The sequence below is a fragment of the Baaleninema simplex PCC 7105 genome (assembly GCF_000332355.1).
Taxonomy (GTDB): Bacteria; Cyanobacteriota; Cyanobacteriia; order Cyanobacteriales; family Geitlerinemataceae; genus Baaleninema; species Baaleninema simplex.
Map to the genome: position 1 here is coordinate 774,473 of NZ_KB235958.1, position 16,777 is coordinate 791,249.

The window sequence follows — 16,777 nt, forward strand, 5'->3', positions numbered from 1 at the left end:
GGGCGGTTTACGAAGGAAGTGGGCGAACCAACCTTTGGAAACTTTTGTAGATGCTTTAGAGGCTTTTCGGACAGCCATGTCTTTTCGTTTTGTGGCATGGCTGAACGAGAATCGAGACCTGTTTGCCGCTCACAAAGCGCGTTTTGGCTTGGTTTGGGCTTGAAATTTGTTTAAGTACCGTTAGAAAAATATTCGTCAAAAACATCGCCGCTCCCCACAATCCCACGCGGGGAACCCGATAGCCTCTCGCGTCTGCCAAAAACAGCGGCAAAAACATAAAAATCCAGACTTCGGCAAAATTAAAAAACGCCTCTGTCACCGGATGCACCACAGGCGCGTTTATCCCGTCGATTTCGCTGAGAATCGGCAACACGAAAAAGAAATTCGTCGATTCGTCGATCAGTTCCCGCACCGTCTCCGGTTGAATTGCCCAAAGCGGTTCGCCAGGAAGCCACAAATTCGGCGGCGAGAGCAACAACAACCCCACGTATACCGCCGTCAGAACCCACAACAACCGTGCGTAACCGGGATAGAGTTTCGTATTTTTCTCGTTCTCAGATTTGGGAGTTTCTCTCGGTTTCAACACACGACGTACCAGCGGCGTTACCAACCGAATGATTCCTAACGAGAGTTTCCCCGGTTTAAAGGGCGGTTCGACTAAATCGCGGGCAAACACCAGCTTTCCCGTGGTGTCGGAAATCCGATAAAAACTCGCCCCGCGTCCGTTGGGAAACGGAATCCCATCGAGTTCGACGTGCCACAATAAACCGACGGCGTTTCCCTCGGCTTCAGTAATATCGTCAATGACGAACAGCAAATCTTCAGGAACGCTGTCACAGGAAGTTTCAAACAGTCGGCGAACCGCTGCTTTTCCCCGGAACGGTTGGGGAAAGTTCAAATCTTCGTACACGCACTCGTCGTCTACCAGTGCGATCGCCCCATCGATATCGCGACGGTTAATGGCCTCGTAGCGGGACTTAAACGGTAAAAAAGGTAAAATAAAAGCAAAACCCTTGACTGACAAGGATTTAAGGTGGAGAGTGTCCCCATGAGAGAGACCACCCCAGCCGCTATGCCACCCTGCTTTGAGAAGTGGTGCAAGCGTTTCGACCCCGACTTCAAAACCCAAGCACAAAAAAAGGGGTTTAGACACTATTTGGGAGGATTACTCGGGGAAAGCCAGCGAAAAAACATAACTCAGATGGCAAACGACTCGGTGGGAGTGGTTTACAACCGCTTACATCATTTTATAACGGAATCCCCTTGGGAGGAGAAGCGTATTAACGAACGTCGTTTAAAGGTGGTGGACTCCTGCCATCAAACCCGAGTGGGTCGGGGATTTGCCTTGCTGCTCGATGATACAGGACATCGAAAAAGCGGCAACTTCACCGCAGGTGTGGGAAGACAGTACATCGGAGAAATCGGCAAGCTCGACAACGGAATCGTGGCGGTAACGACCCATCTCTATGATGGCAAAAAAAATTTGCCTCTGGATGTAGAAATCTATCAGCCAGCCAGTTCCTTACCCTCAGGCAAGAAAGATCCCTCTTTCAAAAAGAAACCCGAAATCGCCTTAGAATTAATTGACCGGAGTTTAAAGAGAGGGTATCGACCGGGAATCGTCCTCATGGATGCCGGCTATGGTAACAACACAAATTTTTTAAAGGGACTCGAATCTCGCCGACTGAAGTATCTAAGAGCCGTCCCCAAAAATCGGAAAATCTGGGCTGAATCAATCGGGAGAAAATTGGCAAAAGATTCGCCTTGATGAATATGCCAAAAGCTTACCAGAAGAGGACTTTACGTCAGTTTCTCTAAATTTAAACAAGCCCAAAACCCTGTGGGTGGCGACGGGTACGGCAGAGCTGTCACGTCTACAAGGAGAAAGAACCTTTGCTATCGTCATGAATGCAAGTTCTTATGCGGACGCGACAGAAATTGATTATTTCATCACGAATGAAGACTCCGAAAAAGTGACTGCCGAATGGGTCGTGAACACTTACTCAGGGCGAAACTGGGTAGAAGTCTTCTATCGGGAAGCCAAAGGATGGTTGGGTTGGAGGGAATGCCAGGCGAGAGGTTTGAAGAGTTTACAGCGGCATTTAATTTTGGTATTTTGTGCCTACACTTTTATCCTTTGGCATAAGTTGACGGGCGGTTTACGAAGGAAGTGGGCGAACCAACCTTTGGAAACTTTTGTAGATGCTTTAGAGGCTTTTCGGACAGCCATGTCTTTTCGTTTTGTGGCATGGCTGAACGAGAATCGAGACCTGTTTGCCGCTCACAAAGCGCGTTTTGGCTTGGTTTGGGCTTGAAATTTGTTTAAGTACCGGTAGAGCGATCGAACGAGTTGGGAAGCGTTTGCAGACATAGGGCTTGCTGAAAAGAAGTGAAAAGCTTACGACGTAAGGCTTAGAGGAGTCTTGACGTGGCTTCGAGAACCCGAAAAAGAGGTAAAATTGGAAATTCCCGTGCATCCGGCAAGAAAAAATGTATCGAAAATCACAAAATCCTGACGCGCCCGAAGAAGCCTTTGAACTTCCTTTTGAAGGCAAGTTGTGTGAAGAAAATCGTTGGGTAATTTTGGCGAACCTCATTCCCTGGGCAGAATTTGAGGAAGAATATGCCCAGAATTTTTCTGAGGAAATGGGAGCGCCAGCGAAACCGTTTCGGATGGCACTGGGAGCCTTAATTATTAAAGAAAAATTGGGAATAAGCGACCGAGAAACTGTCGAACAAATTAAAGAAAACCCTTACCTACAGTATTTTATCGGGGAAAAGAGTTATCGAAACGAAGCGCCTTTCGATCCTTCAATGATGGTTCATTTTCGGCAAAGGATTGGTCGCTCTCTACTTCAAAAAATAAATCGAAGAATTGTCAGACAAGCTCGAGGATTTCAACGGGAGGAATCTAGCACAAAAAAGTCAGAAGGAGTCGAAAGAAGAAAAGAAAATAGAGGGAAACTCTTAATCGATGCGACCGTCGCACCTGCCGATATCAAATACCCCACCGATGTCGAACTGTTAAATCAAGCGAGGAAAACCACCGAACTCATCCTAGACATTTTATATAAATCCCTGAAGGGCCAACTGTCTAAAAACCTAGAACCCACCGAAAACTCGCCCGAAAAGAGTATCTCAAATTTGCCAAAAAGAGGAGACCCTCTCGCAAAGAAAGAAGAAATGCTGTCAAAAAACAACTCCAATATCTTCAACGAAACTTCCGAAACATTGAGAAATTAATTGAGAAAGGAGCGAGCCTAGAATGCTTAAGCCGAAGGCAATACAGGAATTTATTAGTCTCCAGTGAAATTACCCGTCAACAGCAGTGGATGTGGTCAAATCATAAAAATAAAATCGAAAATCGCATCGTCAGTTTAACACAACCTCATCTCCGTCCAATCGTCAGAGGCAAGGCAGCAAGTCCTACGGAATTCGGGGCTAAGTTATCAGTCAGTTGTGTAGAAGGATATGTATTTCTCGAAAAAAATTAGTTGGGATAATTATAATGAAAGTGGAGATTTAATCTCGCAAGTCGAAGCTTACAAAGACTATACGGGAGTTTACCCCTAATCGGTTCACGCCGATCGAATTTATCGAACCCGAGCTAATCGAGCTTGGTGTAAAGAAAGAGGAATTCGTCTCAGCGGACCGCCTTTAGGAAGACCTCCTAAAAACCTCAGCCGAGAAGCCAAAAAACAAGCCCAGGAAGATGAGCGCATTCGTAATGCAATCGAGGGGAAATTTGGACAAGCCAAAAGAAGATTCAGCTTAAGTCGTGTTATGGCTAAACTGCCTAATACTTCGGAAACCTCCATCGCTCTGACCTTTTTAGTGATGAACCTGGTGAAGCTGAGCCGGCAGTTTTACTGTCTTTTTTTGTGTCAATTTTTCCCAAACTTCATAATTTTGTCGAGAAATATTATTGTAACTTATAAAGTGGACGAGTTAAGTCAATTCAGATTTATACCTTGAGCAAGACGGCTTCTTGTTCATTTTCCACCCCCAGCTTTTGATAACTTTTTCAGCAAACCCGACATAGTTCAAGGCAAAAGGCAAGAGAGTCGTAGGGTGCGTGACTTGAAAAATCGGGTGTCGATCGTAAGACCAATAAATCGTCACGCACCGCCAATGTACACCGCCCACATACAAGTCGTAGGGTGCGTGACTTGCAAAATCGGGTGTCGATCGTAAGACCGATAAATCGTCACGCACCGCCAATGTACACCGCCCACATACAAGAGTGCGTGACGCGGACAAAGAAGGTCTAGTGTTGACAGGAACATGAGATTTTCCACGTCACGCACCGACACCTTCTCCTCATCACCGCATCCCTCAAGACGCCGCTGCGCCGAAATTTCTCAGAAAGACCAAACCGCTGTAAAGCTGAAAGGCAGGGTCCCAATTCGTCGGTTCCGATCGCGGAATATCGACGTAGGGCGTTACTTTCTCGAGGAGGAAATCGTAATCGATCGCGGTTTCGGCAAACTGCGAAAAATCCGACCACACTGGAATCTCAGGTAACAGGCGATCGAAGGCTTGTATCATACCGTTCCAATTAATCCGCGTCGTGGCCGATCGCATTTTACCGATGGTTTGTTGCTGCTCGGGAGTAAAAATGACCCCCTGCTGAAAATCGTAACTGCGATCGCACAGGCGCAGGATACAACGTCGTCGCGGTAAGTGCAGATCGCACACTTGCGCGAAATCCCGAGTTTCCACCTTCCGCTTAACTTGTTCCTCCGTTTTTCGACTGATATCGTAACTGACTGCGTTGACGAAAATCGGCACGCCACCGCGAACCTGTTGGCGTACTTCCTCCCAAGAAAAGCGAAATTTCCCCAAGCGATCGCCGCGATCGCGACACACGACGATCGGTTGAGGCGACAACGATTCAAAATACACCCCGCGCAACACTTCCAATTTCCCCACCTGTGCGATCGACGCCGCAAACGCCGGAATCTCCGCCGCCTTCAACTCCTTAACGTACAGTTGCAACTCGCCCACCGCCCCGGTTCTGTACAACCGCCACCCCCGCGACTGCAACATCAACCGGGCGCTATAAGGATCGGCGTTAAAAATACGAGCCAGATGTTGCGCGAATTCCTGGCGGCGTTCCGGTGGTGTCGCCTCGAGAACTAACGCCCCCGCTTCGGCATTTTTCGGATCGGCTAAAATCCGTTCGATTTCCTGTTGTCGCTGTTGTTGCGCGGCTTCCTCGAGTCGTTGCAACCCCTGACGGGCGCGATCGATCAGTTTGGGCGAAGGACTGTCTCGCAGCAGTTGACGATAAACGGTTTCGGCCGTATCGAAACGCTGGTTTTCCTCGTACAACCGTCCGATATAATACCGTACCCAGGGATTGTGAGGGGCAGTGCTTTTAAGCTGCTTGAGGAGTTTCGAGGCTCGCTTGAAGTCGCGCTGCTCGAACGCTTCCGCCACGCGATCGATCGAGGGGTCGGACATGGATACATTTTGGGGTTTTATCTATGGTTTTAACATTTCCCGAGTTCCCACTTCTAGAAAATTGCGTCGCACCAACGAACAGAACCCCAGCATCTTCACGATACCGGGGTTCTCGCCCAAACCGTAGCAGTTAGAACCTACTTGAGCATCAACGCCACTTCCTTAGCGAAGTAGGTCAAAATCAAATCGGCACCCGCTCGTTTAATACTGAGAAGCGTTTCGAGAATCACCTTTTTCTCATCGATCCAGCCGTTTTGACCCGCCGCTTTAATCATGGCATACTCGCCACTGACGTTGTACGCCGCCACAGGAACGTCCGTTTCTTCGCGAATTTGGCTGATAATGTCGAGATAGGGCAGTGCCGGTTTGACCATGACGATATCTGCCCCTTCCGCGATGTCTAACTCCACTTCTTTAATGGCTTCGATCGCATTGGCCGGATCCATCTGATAGGTCTTTTTATCGCCCGATTTCGGCGCAGAATCCAGAGCGTCGCGGAACGGCCCGTAATAGGCCGAAGCGTATTTCGCTGAATACGCTAGAATTCCCACGTCGGTAAAGCCCGCTTCGTCGAGGCCGTCGCGAATCGCCCCCACGCGCCCGTCCATCATATCCGACGGTGCCACCATATCCGCCCCCGCCCGAGCTTGGGAGACAGACATTTTCACCAACACTTCAACGGTTTCGTCGTTGAGGATATAACCTTCTTCGTCGAGTAAGCCGTCGTGGCCGTGACTGGTGAAGGGATCGAGTGCTACGTCTGTAATGACGACAATGTCTGGCGTACTTTCCTTAATCGCCGCCACCGTACGCTGTACCAAACCCTCGGGATTGTAACTTTCGCTGCCCGTTTCGTCTTTTTTCGCTTCGGGAACCACCGGAAACAGGGCGATCGCGTTGATACCTAAAGCATAAACGTCTGCCACCTCTTTCACCAACAAATCGAGGGTGTAGCGGTAGCATCCTGGCATCGACGCCACTTCAACTTTCTGATTTTCCCCTTCCATCACGAACATGGGATAAATCAGATCGTTCACTGTCAAGTTGGTTTCCTGTACCATGCGTCGCAAGGCTGGAGTCCGACGCAAACGACGAGGACGACTGATAAGGTTGAGGGCGTTGGGTTGGGGAGACATATGCGATCGATGTTTTTTAAAACTGAATTAACGAGGAAGCATCAAAGACCGTTCGATGGGAGTTCGAGAAATCTTTCTAACAGAACTTACGCATTTACACCATTTGTAGGGTAATGACCGCGACCCTCCACGGGTAACGGGGTTCGCATTAAAGTGCGTCAGTCCTATTCGAGAGACAGCAGAAGTCCGTGCGAAACATCTGAGTAAGACATCTGAAAATATTAGTTCATCGAACGGGACACCGTAAACGTTTCCGTTACGTTCTGCAACATTACGTTGCAACTGTTACGGCGATCGCACAAACGATACTCGTTACGAGTTTGATTACACTGTTAACTGTAAGGCGTGGCATTACCCCAGTCTCGATCGCCTTAGAACCCCTCGCGGCCACTGTATCCATGAATCCCACCGTAGACTACCTTCGCATTAGCCTGCTCGATCGCTGTAACTTCCGGTGTCAGTACTGTATGCCCGAAGGCGAAGATCTCAACTACATTCTCAAACAAAACCTACTGAAGCGAGACGAACTCCTGACACTGCTGCGCGAAGTCTTCGTTCCTCTGGGGTTCCGCCGCTTTCGCCTCACCGGTGGCGAACCCTTACTGCGTCCCGACGTCGTGGATATCGTCCGAGATATCGCTACCCTAAGCGAAACGCAAGATTTAGCCATGACGACGAACGGTTTTCTGTTATCCGAGAAAGCCGAAGCCCTCCACGATGCCGGACTCCAGCGCGTCAATATCAGCCTGGACTCCCTCCATTCCGAAACGTTTGACAAAATTATCGGAAATCGCACCAAGAGCCGCTGGAAGCAGACGTGGAACGGCATACAGAAAGCTTATGAAGTAGGGTTTGACCCCCTAAAAATTAACGTTGTAGTCATACCGGGCGTGAACGACACAGAAGTCTTGGACTTAGCCGCTTTGACCGTCGAACGTCGCTGGCACGTCCGCTTTATCGAATTCATGCCAGTCGGCAACGCCAACCTCTTCACTCACAAAGGCTGGATTCCCTCCGAAGAACTGCGCCAGCGCATCCGCCAACATTGGGGACTCGAACCTGCCAGCGTCACCGGAGCCGGCCCCGCCGACGTTTTTCAAATTCCCAACGCCAAAGGAACCCTAGGCTTTATCAGTCAAATGTCCGAATGTTTCTGCGATCGCTGCAATCGGATGCGCCTGTCCGCCGACGGCTGGCTGCGTCCCTGTCTGCTCGACGAAACCGGTCAAATCGACCTCCGCAGTGCCTTACACCAAGGCGCATCCTTCCCCGAACTGCGTCAAGCCGTGCGCCACCTTTTGCACCTCAAACCCGAAATCAACTTTAAAGACCGCGATAACGGCACGCTCACCGGAGCTTACAGCCGCACCATGTCCCAAATCGGCGGATGAGGGGGTAGGAGATGATGCAGTGAGGAGGTGAGGAGATCGGGAGATGATTAGATGTCGGTGCGTGACGCGGTAACAGTCCATTAACCTGACTTCGACAACATTTTCCGGCCGCGTCACACACCCTACGATTCTTCCCTGTTCCCGATTCCCTGTTCCCTGTTCCCGATTCCCTGTTCCCTGTTCCCTGTTCCCCGTTCCCCGTTCCCTCTTCACTGAAAAAGTCGTCCCCTGTCGGCGAAACCCAGCAAAGGACGACTTGATACGTTTGTTGAAGTGGAGGATTAAGCCTGACGCGAGTAGTACTCGATCACGAGCAGCTCGTTGATTTGTAGAGCCACCCATTCCCGATCGATAATTCCGGTCACTTCCCCTTGCATCTTGTCCTTGTCGAGCTTCAAGTGAGAAGGGATGTTGGCCAAACCGGGAGAGTCCAAGTTTTGTTTGACGAGTTCGCGAGACTTTTCGCGATTTCTCACTTCGATAACATCCCCACTACGGCAGTTGTAGCTCGCGATGTTGACGACGCGACCGTTGACAGTGATGTGACCGTGGTTGACGAGCTGACGTGCCGCTGGGATCGTCGGAGCCATACCCAGACGGAACACGGTATTATCCAGGCGCATTTCCAGCAGTTGCAACAGCACTTGACCGGTCGAACCTTGGAGGCGACGGGCGCGTTTGACGTAACGCAGCAGTTGTTTTTCAGTGATACCGTAGTTGAAGCGCAGCTTTTGCTTTTCCTCGAGACGGATCGCGTACTCAGAGCGCTTGCGGCGACCTTGGCCGTGTTCCCCAGGGGGATAGCTGCGTTTGGGATCTTTCCGGGTCAGGCCGGGTAACGTACCTAGACGGCGAACGACTCTCAGGCGAGGTCCTCGATATCGTGACATATAGCTTCCTGTGTTTGGACTTGTTCTAGCTAAAATTAACCCAAGCATTTTATTATAAGGCGCAGTCAGGCTTAGTTCCAAACGGCCTGGCCTTAAAATATTTGGCATTGTGTCGCGATCGCTTGCAGGAATTTGCTGAAAATGCCGTTATCTAAGCCTAAAAATCCCATGAACGCGAAATTTTTCCAGACGATTGTTAGTGTAGGAGCGATCGCGGGACTGTCGATCGCCGTTCTGCCAAACGCTCCGGCTCAAGCCAGGAAAGGGAGTCAAGCAGACTACAACGCCTGTACGACCCAATTACTCGATCGCGGTCTCAATAACGAAGTGGTTGCGTTGGCTTGCGGTACCGCTTTCGACCCGAGAGATCTCGCGCGTTGTGTAGCCGAAATCGACGAAGGTACTGAGATTACAGCAGTTACAGCTCTCGATAGCTGTCGAGAAGTTCGCCGTCCTCGGGAGTTATCGAGTTGTGTCGTCGATATTGCCGGACTGACGACGACAGACAGCTTACCCATCGTCCTCGATAGCTGTCGCCGCAGCTTGCTTCCAGAACGCTACGCCAACTGCGTGACGGGAATTACTCCCCCCTCTGACTTGGCAACCCTCGACGTGATGGACAGTTGCATCGACGCCACCGATCGCATTCGCGATTTCTATCCGACCTTTATCCAGGCCGAATAGACATCTACCTGAACGGGAAACGGGGAACGGGGAAGAATCGTAAGGAAGAATCGTAGGGTGCGTGACTCGAACAATCGGGTGTCGATCGTCAGACCGAGAAATCGTCACGCACCGACAATGTACACCGCCAACAGACAAGGGTGCGTGTCGATCGGTAAAGAGGGCAGAGTTTAGAGTCTAGAGTGTCAATTCCGGAGCGCAAGGGAGAGAGAGCAGTGGAGAAACTGCGAACGTTTAACTGTCTTCACTCTTCCCTCTTCACCTCTTCCCTGAAAAAGCCCCCCCTCTCCCTGGCTCCATCACTCCGTCAGTTCCGTATTGACCTCGTTGAGAGGCCGCCGCTTCAACTCTAGAGACTCCGATCGCGGTAGCAAATTGAAAATTTCCCGAAATACATCGTCGAGGGTTTCAAACGTCACCTGACCCCGACCTTGAAAGCGAACCTCTCCGCCATCGTCGAAGACGACAGTTTTGGGAACGAAGCCGTCGAAATAATAACCGGGATCGGAGCGATCGAACTCCGATTTCATCGCAATACTATCGACGTTCACCGGAACGAAGTTCGCTACGCGACCGTAATAGGCTTGCAGTTGGGAAACTGTGGTAGTAAACCCCTTACAGTCGCTGCTGTCGTCGAGATACAGCACCAGTAGCGTCGGCCGTCCGGCCGCGAGAGACTGTTTCAAATCCACCTTCGGGGGAACCAAAGACCCGTTTCCGGCGTAGAGGGCGAAAATATTGCCGTCGTACTTATCGTCGTCGATTTTTGCCCAGGCTGGCGTCACGGCGATCGACCACAGCGCGATCGCCACACAGAAGACAGAGAGCCAGCGTCGCCAATTCCAGCAAGCACGCATCATCATATTTGTAGACAAAAGCAGTTTTCCCGTTAAGCTTTGTTAACGATTTCTCTAGAGTATCAGTTCCCTTCGACAAACCGATGCCGTTTCCCCTCGTCGGACGCCTGCAAATTCTGCTAAAGTCAAGAAAAGAGACAAGCCATTCGGTGGTGATAGAGGTTCATAGTATCGATCGGTTTCCCTATCGGTATTCACAGACCACACTCCGAAAGCTCCATCTCAAGACGAATTGAATTTGGGAAATCGCGAATGTCTATTTACATTGGTAATCTCGACTACGAGGTTACCCAGGAAGACTTGCAAGAGGTCTTCACCGAATACGGAACGGTAAAACGGGTTCACTTGCCGACCGATCGGGAAACAGGTCGCGTGCGCGGGTTCGCCTTCGTGGAAATGGAAGACGAAACCGACGAAGAACGAGCGATCGAGGAACTAGATGGAGCGGAGTGGATGGACCGCCGCCTTCGTGTTAACAAAGCGAAGCCCCGTCAAGACAAACGCTCTCGGGGTGGCGGCAGACAGTCTTTCGGCCGCAGTCACTCTCGCGATTTCTAAACTCGCCGAACGTGCTAAACAACTTGTAAGGATTACGGAGAAGCTTTTGGTATGACCCAAATTATCGTGGGTGAAAACGAAGGAATCGAATCGGCTCTGCGCCGCTTCCGCCGTGGTGTTTCTAGAGCGGGAATTTTTCTCGATCTCAAGAAAAACCGCCATTTCGAGACGCCACTGGAAAAACGCAAGCGGAAAGCGGAAGCCTTACGGAAACAGCGTCGTCGTCGGCATCGCCGTCGCTCGAGCTAAACTTCCGCAAGGGGTCGAGAGCTATCGGTAATCGCCAGAGCGCGATCGCCGACCGTTTCTGTTCGATCGATCCCCGTAGGGTGCGGGTTTTTCAATGCAGAGGGTAGAGTTTAGAGGGTAGAGTGTGGCTCGAGTCGCTCTTATCTTAGACTCTGCCTTAGCTGGAAAACCCGCACTTTTTGCAGTCACCAGTCACCAGTCACCAGTCACCAGTGAAGACAGTTGACAGTCGATCGTTTCTCCTCGTCACCTCATCTCTGACAGAATTCGGGTGAGAACGCGATCGCGCAAATCCGGTGCGTCTGCATCGAACCATTCAATTTCGGGATAAGCGTTAAACCAAGTTCGTTGGCGTTTGGCAAACTGACGGGTGTGTAACGCCGTCAACTCTACAGCTTCTTCTACAGAAATCTCTCCGGCGAGATAACGCTTCATTTCAGCATATCCCAAGGTATTTAACAGCGGTAAGTCCGAGCCGTAGCGACGAATCAGGGTTTCGACTTCTGCCACAAATCCCATTTCCACCATTTGTCGGGTGCGTTGGTGAATGCGGCGATCGAGCGCTTCGGGGTCGCAGGCTAAACCGAGATGTAAAATAGGATAGTCTGGCGGATCTTGTCCCTGTTGCTGCGATAGAGGCCGGCCGGTGACGGTATATACCTCTAACGCCCGTAAGGTGCGCGTGGCGTCGTTGGCGTGGATTTTTGTCGCCGCTGTAGGGTCTACCTGCTGCAACATCTGATAACACTGCGGTTGTCCTAACGCTGCCAGTTGCGATCGCAACTCGGGATGTGGCGAAACTCGGGGAATCTTCAACCCCTTGGTGACGGATTTGATGTACAGTCCCGTTCCCCCCACTAACAACGGCGGCGAGTCTGGATTTTTCTGATGTTGTTCGGCGATGAGATACTGTGCTTGTTGCTGGTAGTCTGCGAGAGTGAGCTGTGCGATCGGATTGCAGCAATCGATGAGATAATGGGGAACGAGCTGTAACTCCTCTGGTGTGGGTTTCGCCGTGCCGATATCGAACTCTCGATACACCTGACGGGAATCGGCACTGAGAATCACCGAACCGAGCCGCTGTGCCAATGCGATCGCCAATCCCGATTTTCCAGTTGCCGTCGCCCCACAAATGACAATACATCCTGGCAACGGTTTCGCCTTCACTCCCTTCACGCCATTTCCCAAAGCACTAACTCATTAATTTTAATACATCCACCCCCCACTCAAATTACGCTCCATCTGCCCCTAAAATCGCGCGTAACCATTTTGTGTTAGAATTTTTATGATTTTTGTCGTCCGTCAAAAAATCTGGCGGGTTTAACCCCCTATTTTCGGAGAAGCAGTCATGACCAGTAGCTATAGTGCTGACCAAATTCAGGTTCTCGAGGGACTGGAGGCGGTTCGCAAGCGACCGGGGATGTACATCGGTTCGACGGGCCCGCGAGGTCTGCACCACTTGGTTTACGAAGTGGTGGACAACTCCATCGACGAGGCACTAGCTGGTTACTGCACCCACATCGAAATCGACATCAACGCCGACGGTTCGGTGAGCGTGACGGACGACGGACGCGGTATTCCGACGGAAGTTCACTCGAAAACCGGACGTTCCGCCCTCGAAACGGTTCTCACCGTCCTCCACGCGGGCGGAAAATTCGGCGGCGGTGGGTATAAAGTCTCTGGGGGATTGCACGGGGTTGGCGTCTCTGTCGTCAACGCCCTATCCGAATGGGTAGAAGTCACCGTTTGGCGGGAGAAAAAGGTTCATACTCAACGCTACGAACGGGGTAAACCGGTCGAAGATCTGAAAACGAAACCCAGTCCCGACAAGAAACGCACCGGAACATCGGTTCGCTTCTTACCCGACCGCGATATTTTTACCACTGGGATCGAGTTCGATTACACCACCATCGCCGGACGGATTCGCGAACTGGCCTATCTCAACGCAGGCGTTCGCATCACCTTTACCGATAACCGCCTCGAATTTCTCGGAACGACGGAACCTCGTATCGAAACCTACTGTTACGAAGGGGGAATCCGCGAGTACGTTCAATATATGAATCGGGATAAAGAGCCGATTCACGAAGAAATTATTTACGTTTCGGGAGAACGGAATAACGTCCAGGTCGAAGTCGCCTTACAGTGGTCGATCGACGCCTACAGCGACAACCTCCTCGGCTTCGCCAACAACATTCGTACCGTAGACGGCGGAACGCACCTCGAAGGCTTGAAAACTGTCTTGACGCGGACGATGAACAATATCGCCCGCAAGCGAAACAAACTCAAAGAAGGAGCGTCGAATCTGGGTGGCGAGAACGTCCGCGAAGGCTTGACGGGGGTGATTTCCGTGAAAGTCCCCGATCCGGAATTCGAGGGTCAGACGAAGACGAAACTGGGAAATACGGAAGTTCGCGGAATCGTCGATTCGTTGGTGGGGGAAGTGCTGACGGAGTATCTGGAGTTTCGCCCCAACGTCGCCGATGCGATTCTCGAGAAAGCGATTCAAGCGTTTAACGCCGCCGAAGCCGCACGTCGGGCCCGGGAACTTGTTCGCCGGAAGTCGGTATTAGAATCCTCCACGCTACCGGGGAAACTGGCTGATTGCAGTACGAAAGATCCCTCGGAATCGGAAATTTTCTTGGTGGAGGGGGACTCCGCAGGCGGGAGTGCGAAACAGGGACGCGATCGCCGCTTCCAGGCGATTTTGCCCCTGCGCGGTAAAATCCTCAACATCGAGAAAACGGACGACGCGAAGATCTATAAAAACAACGAGATTCAGTCGTTGATTACGGCGATCGGCTTGGGGATTAAAGGCGAAGAGTTCGACGAATCCCAACTGCGCTATCACCGCATTATTCTGATGACGGACGCCGACGTGGACGGGGCGCACATTCGGACGTTGTTGTTGACGTTCTTCTATCGCTATCAGCGGGAATTAGTCGATCGCGGTTTCGTGTACATCGCGTGTCCGCCGCTGTACAAAGTCGAACGGGGACGCAGCCATCAATATTGTTATAGCGATCGCGAGTTACACCGCTATCTCAACGAGTTACCGTCTAACGCCAATTACAACATTCAGCGATTTAAAGGGTTGGGTGAAATGATGCCGACTCAGCTTTGGAATACGACGATGAATCCAGAAACTCGTCTGTTGAAGCGAGTCGAAATTGAAGACGCCGCCGAAGCCGATCGCATCTTTACCGTGTTGATGGGGGATAAAGTCGCCCCCCGCCGCGAGTTCATCGAAACGGAAGGTCCGAAATTGAATCTGGACGATTTGGATATTTAGTCTGTCGAGGAGCGAGACGAAAGTGATGCAGACCTAGAGATTTGAAAATTCTCTGGGTCTATAGAGCTAAATCAGGATCGCAATTCATCTCTCCGATCTGCCGATTGGAGAGGAAGCCACTCAATCCGAGGTATGACGGCTCTTCGGAGTTTAGGGTGACAGAAAAACTAACTTCACGAGATTTCAAGGGTTTTGGCTCTCGAATCTTCAATTTTTTGTATCATGCTATACATTTATAACCACAAACTCCGAAGACCCGGTATGACTATTTTAGCTCTTAGTTTTCTGCCAATCTGTTATCATCTCGATCACAAAGGTAGCAGCAGGATGGTTAAGCGTTTTCTCTAGGGCTTTCGTTCCCCCAGCTCGCAAGGCACTGAGAATTCGATCGGCTAGAGACTTATCATTCTCAATCTGCTTCATAACCGCTTGTGCTGCATCCCATTTTCCACTTGCGGTGTCAGTAGCATAAGTCTCGTCGAGTTGTTCGAGGAGCTGTTGGATTTCGGCAGCCGCTTCTGCGAGGGATTGCTGTCCGGCTTGGTTGAGGACACCGGCAACCTTTGCCTCGCCTTCGATCTTGCTTCCACTCATGTGACCGATGCCGACTTGGTTTTGGTTGTACGTATCTCCACTTGTCATAGCTGTTGCTTGTAATTGAATTGGTCTACTTGCTTGTAACTTAGCAATTTCGTTTAGGTTGGCATTTTGCCGTCGGTAAATTTCAATTTCGCCATCTTTGGCGTTTAGCTTCTCCCGATACCATCTTTCCTGGGATTCAAGCGCAAGTTGGTATTTTTGATATGCGTGTTTTTCAAGTTGTGCTTTATCGGCTGTAGAGGGAACCGCCACTCGAACAATAAGAACACCACTAGGCTTGCTTTCAATAGCTTGGATGGAGAGTTCGTCAGTTTGAATCTCTTGGCGGAGCTGCTCGAACGCTTTGAGGAACGCAGACCAGTCGATACCGTCCATGAAAACCAAGTCCATGGTTTCAGTGACGACCTGAAATAGTTTTGTAAATTCACCGGGAGCAAAGCTTTTTTCAGGGTGATGAGGTCGCCGGTCTTGAAAGTTTCTTTTTGCGTCAGTTTTTAGATAAATGTATTGGCAGTTAACGTTATTAAGATTGGTTTGACTGTTAACATTCCAATTTTCTAAGCAGGCTCCTGTAAGTGTAGCAGTTTCAAGGTTTGCTCTAATTACATTAGCCATGATGAGGTTGGCTCCTGTGAGATCGGCTCCCACCAGGTTAGCCCCCACCAGGTTAGCTCCTGTGAGATCGGCTCCCACCAGGTTAGCCCCCACCAGGTTAGCTCCCGTGAGGTCAACTCCTACGAGATCTGCTCCTACAAGGTTAGCTGCCTCAAGGTTAGCTTCTGAAAGATCGGCTTTCCAAAAATAAGCTCTCTTAAGGTTGGCGGCTGAGAGCTTAGCTTGCAGAAGCTCAGCTCCCGCAAGGATAGCGTCCATGAGATTGACTTCTCGCAGATTTGCTCTCGAGAGATCGGCGTCCATGAGATTGACTTCTCGCAGATTTGCTCCTCGGAGATTGGCTTCCAAGAGTTCAATGTTGCGAAGGTAGGCTTGCGTGAGATTAGCTCCCTGAAGGTTGGCAGATAATAGTTTAGCTTGGATGAGATCGGCTTTCTCAAGGTTAGCTTGTGTCAGGTTGACTTCCTCAAGGTTAGCTTCTGAGAGGTTAGCTTCTGAGAGGTCGGCTCCTGAGAGGTTCGCTCCTGCTAGGTCAGCTCCTCGGAGATCGGCTCCCACAAGACTAATACCTGAGAGGTTCGCTCCCCAGAGATTCGCTCTAGAGAGGTTTGCTCCTGAGAGGTTCGCTCCCGTGAAGTTGATTTCCGAAAGGTCGGTTCCTGAAAGGGTAGCTCCTGAGAAGTCGGTGTCTTCAAAGTATGCTCCCCGAAGGTAGATTCCTTCGAGGTAGGTTCTCTCGAGGGTAGCTTTCCGGAGATCTGCTTCCCGAAAATCAGCCTCTAAGAGATTTGCTTCCATGAAGCTGACTCCTGCAAGGTTAGCTCTTTTAAAGTTAGCTCTCGAGAGATTGACTCCCTCAAAACTAGCTCCCTCAAGGTTGGCTCCAGATAGATCGACTTCCTGCAGATCTGGGCTGTCACCCATATTTTCCTTTCTCCATCTGTTCCAAGCCTCAACTCCTTGTGTGAGTATGGCGAGGTAATTCGTATTTTCCATCTGGGATATATTTCTATCCACTAGCGTCGTGGAAATATTGTAACTA

The 16,777-nt window shown here is 50.5% G+C and carries 12 protein-coding genes and 4 pseudogenes; 8 read left to right on the forward strand and 8 right to left on the reverse strand.

The features are described from left to right. Window positions 1–163 (forward strand): annotated as a pseudogene (locus GEI7105_RS41230) (IS701 family transposase); the annotation flags it as partial. Between the two features lie 540 nt (window positions 164–703). On the opposite strand, the pseudogene GEI7105_RS41235 reads toward GEI7105_RS41230, so the two are convergent. Further along, window positions 704–1,153 (reverse strand): annotated as a pseudogene (locus tag GEI7105_RS41235) (nuclear transport factor 2 family protein); the annotation flags it as partial. Between GEI7105_RS41235 and GEI7105_RS29175 the strand changes: the two are divergent. Together GEI7105_RS29175 and GEI7105_RS29180 are read left to right on the forward strand one after the other, a co-directional pair. Then, window positions 1,049–2,315, forward strand: a pseudogene (locus GEI7105_RS29175) (IS701 family transposase). The pseudogenes GEI7105_RS41235 and GEI7105_RS29175 sit on opposite strands and share 105 nt — an antisense overlap. Window positions 2,316–2,490: 175 nt before the next feature. Beyond that, window positions 2,491–3,975, forward strand: a pseudogene (locus GEI7105_RS29180) (IS5 family transposase). Between the two features lie 143 nt (window positions 3,976–4,118). Here the strand turns inward: GEI7105_RS29180 and GEI7105_RS36770 are convergent. From GEI7105_RS36770 to hemB, 3 genes are all read right to left on the reverse strand, one after another. Continuing rightward, entirely contained in the window at window positions 4,119–4,307 is a 189-nt protein-coding gene (locus GEI7105_RS36770) for a hypothetical protein (RefSeq protein WP_144053680.1), read from the reverse strand. A 28-nt stretch (window positions 4,308–4,335) separates the two neighbouring features. After that, window positions 4,336–5,466 (reverse strand): tetratricopeptide repeat protein, encoded by a 1,131-nt coding sequence (locus tag GEI7105_RS0105410; protein ID WP_017659466.1) that lies wholly within the window; start codon window positions 5,464–5,466, stop codon window positions 4,336–4,338. A gap of 137 nt (window positions 5,467–5,603) precedes the next feature. Further along, complete coding sequence (gene hemB / locus GEI7105_RS0105415) at window positions 5,604–6,602, reverse strand: porphobilinogen synthase (protein ID WP_017659467.1); 999 nt, start codon at window positions 6,600–6,602, stop codon at window positions 5,604–5,606. 398 nt (window positions 6,603–7,000) lie between these two features. Here hemB and moaA point away from each other — a divergent pair, with 398 nt between their 5' ends. Then, window positions 7,001–7,993, forward strand: a complete 993-nt coding sequence (moaA, locus tag GEI7105_RS0105425) for a GTP 3',8-cyclase MoaA (protein ID WP_026097450.1) — start codon at window positions 7,001–7,003, stop codon at window positions 7,991–7,993. A 281-nt stretch (window positions 7,994–8,274) separates the two neighbouring features. Here moaA and rpsD read toward each other — a convergent pair whose 3' ends face one another. After that, entirely contained in the window at window positions 8,275–8,883 is a 609-nt protein-coding gene (gene rpsD / locus GEI7105_RS0105430) for a 30S ribosomal protein S4 (protein WP_017659469.1), read from the reverse strand. A gap of 141 nt (window positions 8,884–9,024) precedes the next feature. Between rpsD and GEI7105_RS29185 the strand changes: the two genes are divergently transcribed. Further along, window positions 9,025–9,567: a hypothetical protein gene (locus GEI7105_RS29185; RefSeq protein ID WP_017659470.1), complete on the forward strand. Its 543-nt coding sequence runs from the start codon at window positions 9,025–9,027 to the stop codon at window positions 9,565–9,567. Window positions 9,568–9,866: 299 nt separating this feature from the next. Here the strand turns inward: GEI7105_RS29185 and GEI7105_RS0105440 are convergent, their stop codons facing one another. Further along, a complete protein-coding gene (locus GEI7105_RS0105440) occupies window positions 9,867–10,430 on the reverse strand; it encodes a thylakoid membrane photosystem I accumulation factor (RefSeq protein ID WP_071591975.1) in 564 nt (187 codons plus the stop codon). Window positions 10,431–10,676: 246 nt separating this feature from the next. Between GEI7105_RS0105440 and rbp the strand changes: the two genes are divergently transcribed. Both rbp and rpsU read left to right on the forward strand, forming a co-directional pair. Then, a complete protein-coding gene (gene rbp, locus GEI7105_RS0105445; protein WP_017659472.1) occupies window positions 10,677–10,982 on the forward strand; it encodes an RNA-binding regulator in 306 nt (101 codons plus the stop codon). A gap of 51 nt (window positions 10,983–11,033) precedes the next feature. Then, window positions 11,034–11,231 carry a 30S ribosomal protein S21 gene (rpsU, locus tag GEI7105_RS0105450; RefSeq protein WP_017659473.1) on the forward strand — a complete coding sequence of 66 codons (198 nt, stop codon included), beginning with the start codon at window positions 11,034–11,036 and terminating at the stop codon, window positions 11,229–11,231. Between the two features lie 246 nt (window positions 11,232–11,477). Here rpsU and miaA read toward each other — a convergent pair whose 3' ends face one another. Then, on the reverse strand, window positions 11,478–12,407 hold the full coding sequence (miaA, locus tag GEI7105_RS0105460) for a tRNA (adenosine(37)-N6)-dimethylallyltransferase MiaA (RefSeq protein ID WP_245555374.1): 930 nt from the start codon (window positions 12,405–12,407) through the stop codon (window positions 11,478–11,480). A gap of 172 nt (window positions 12,408–12,579) precedes the next feature. Between miaA and gyrB the strand changes: the two genes are divergently transcribed. Then, entirely contained in the window at window positions 12,580–14,520 is a 1,941-nt protein-coding gene (gene gyrB, locus GEI7105_RS0105465) for a DNA topoisomerase (ATP-hydrolyzing) subunit B (protein ID WP_017659476.1), read from the forward strand. A gap of 270 nt (window positions 14,521–14,790) precedes the next feature. On the opposite strand, the gene GEI7105_RS29190 is transcribed toward gyrB, so the two are convergent. Beyond that, window positions 14,791–16,731, reverse strand: a complete 1,941-nt coding sequence (locus GEI7105_RS29190) for a pentapeptide repeat-containing protein (RefSeq protein WP_017659477.1) — start codon at window positions 16,729–16,731, stop codon at window positions 14,791–14,793. Window positions 16,732–16,777: the final 46 nt, after the last annotated feature.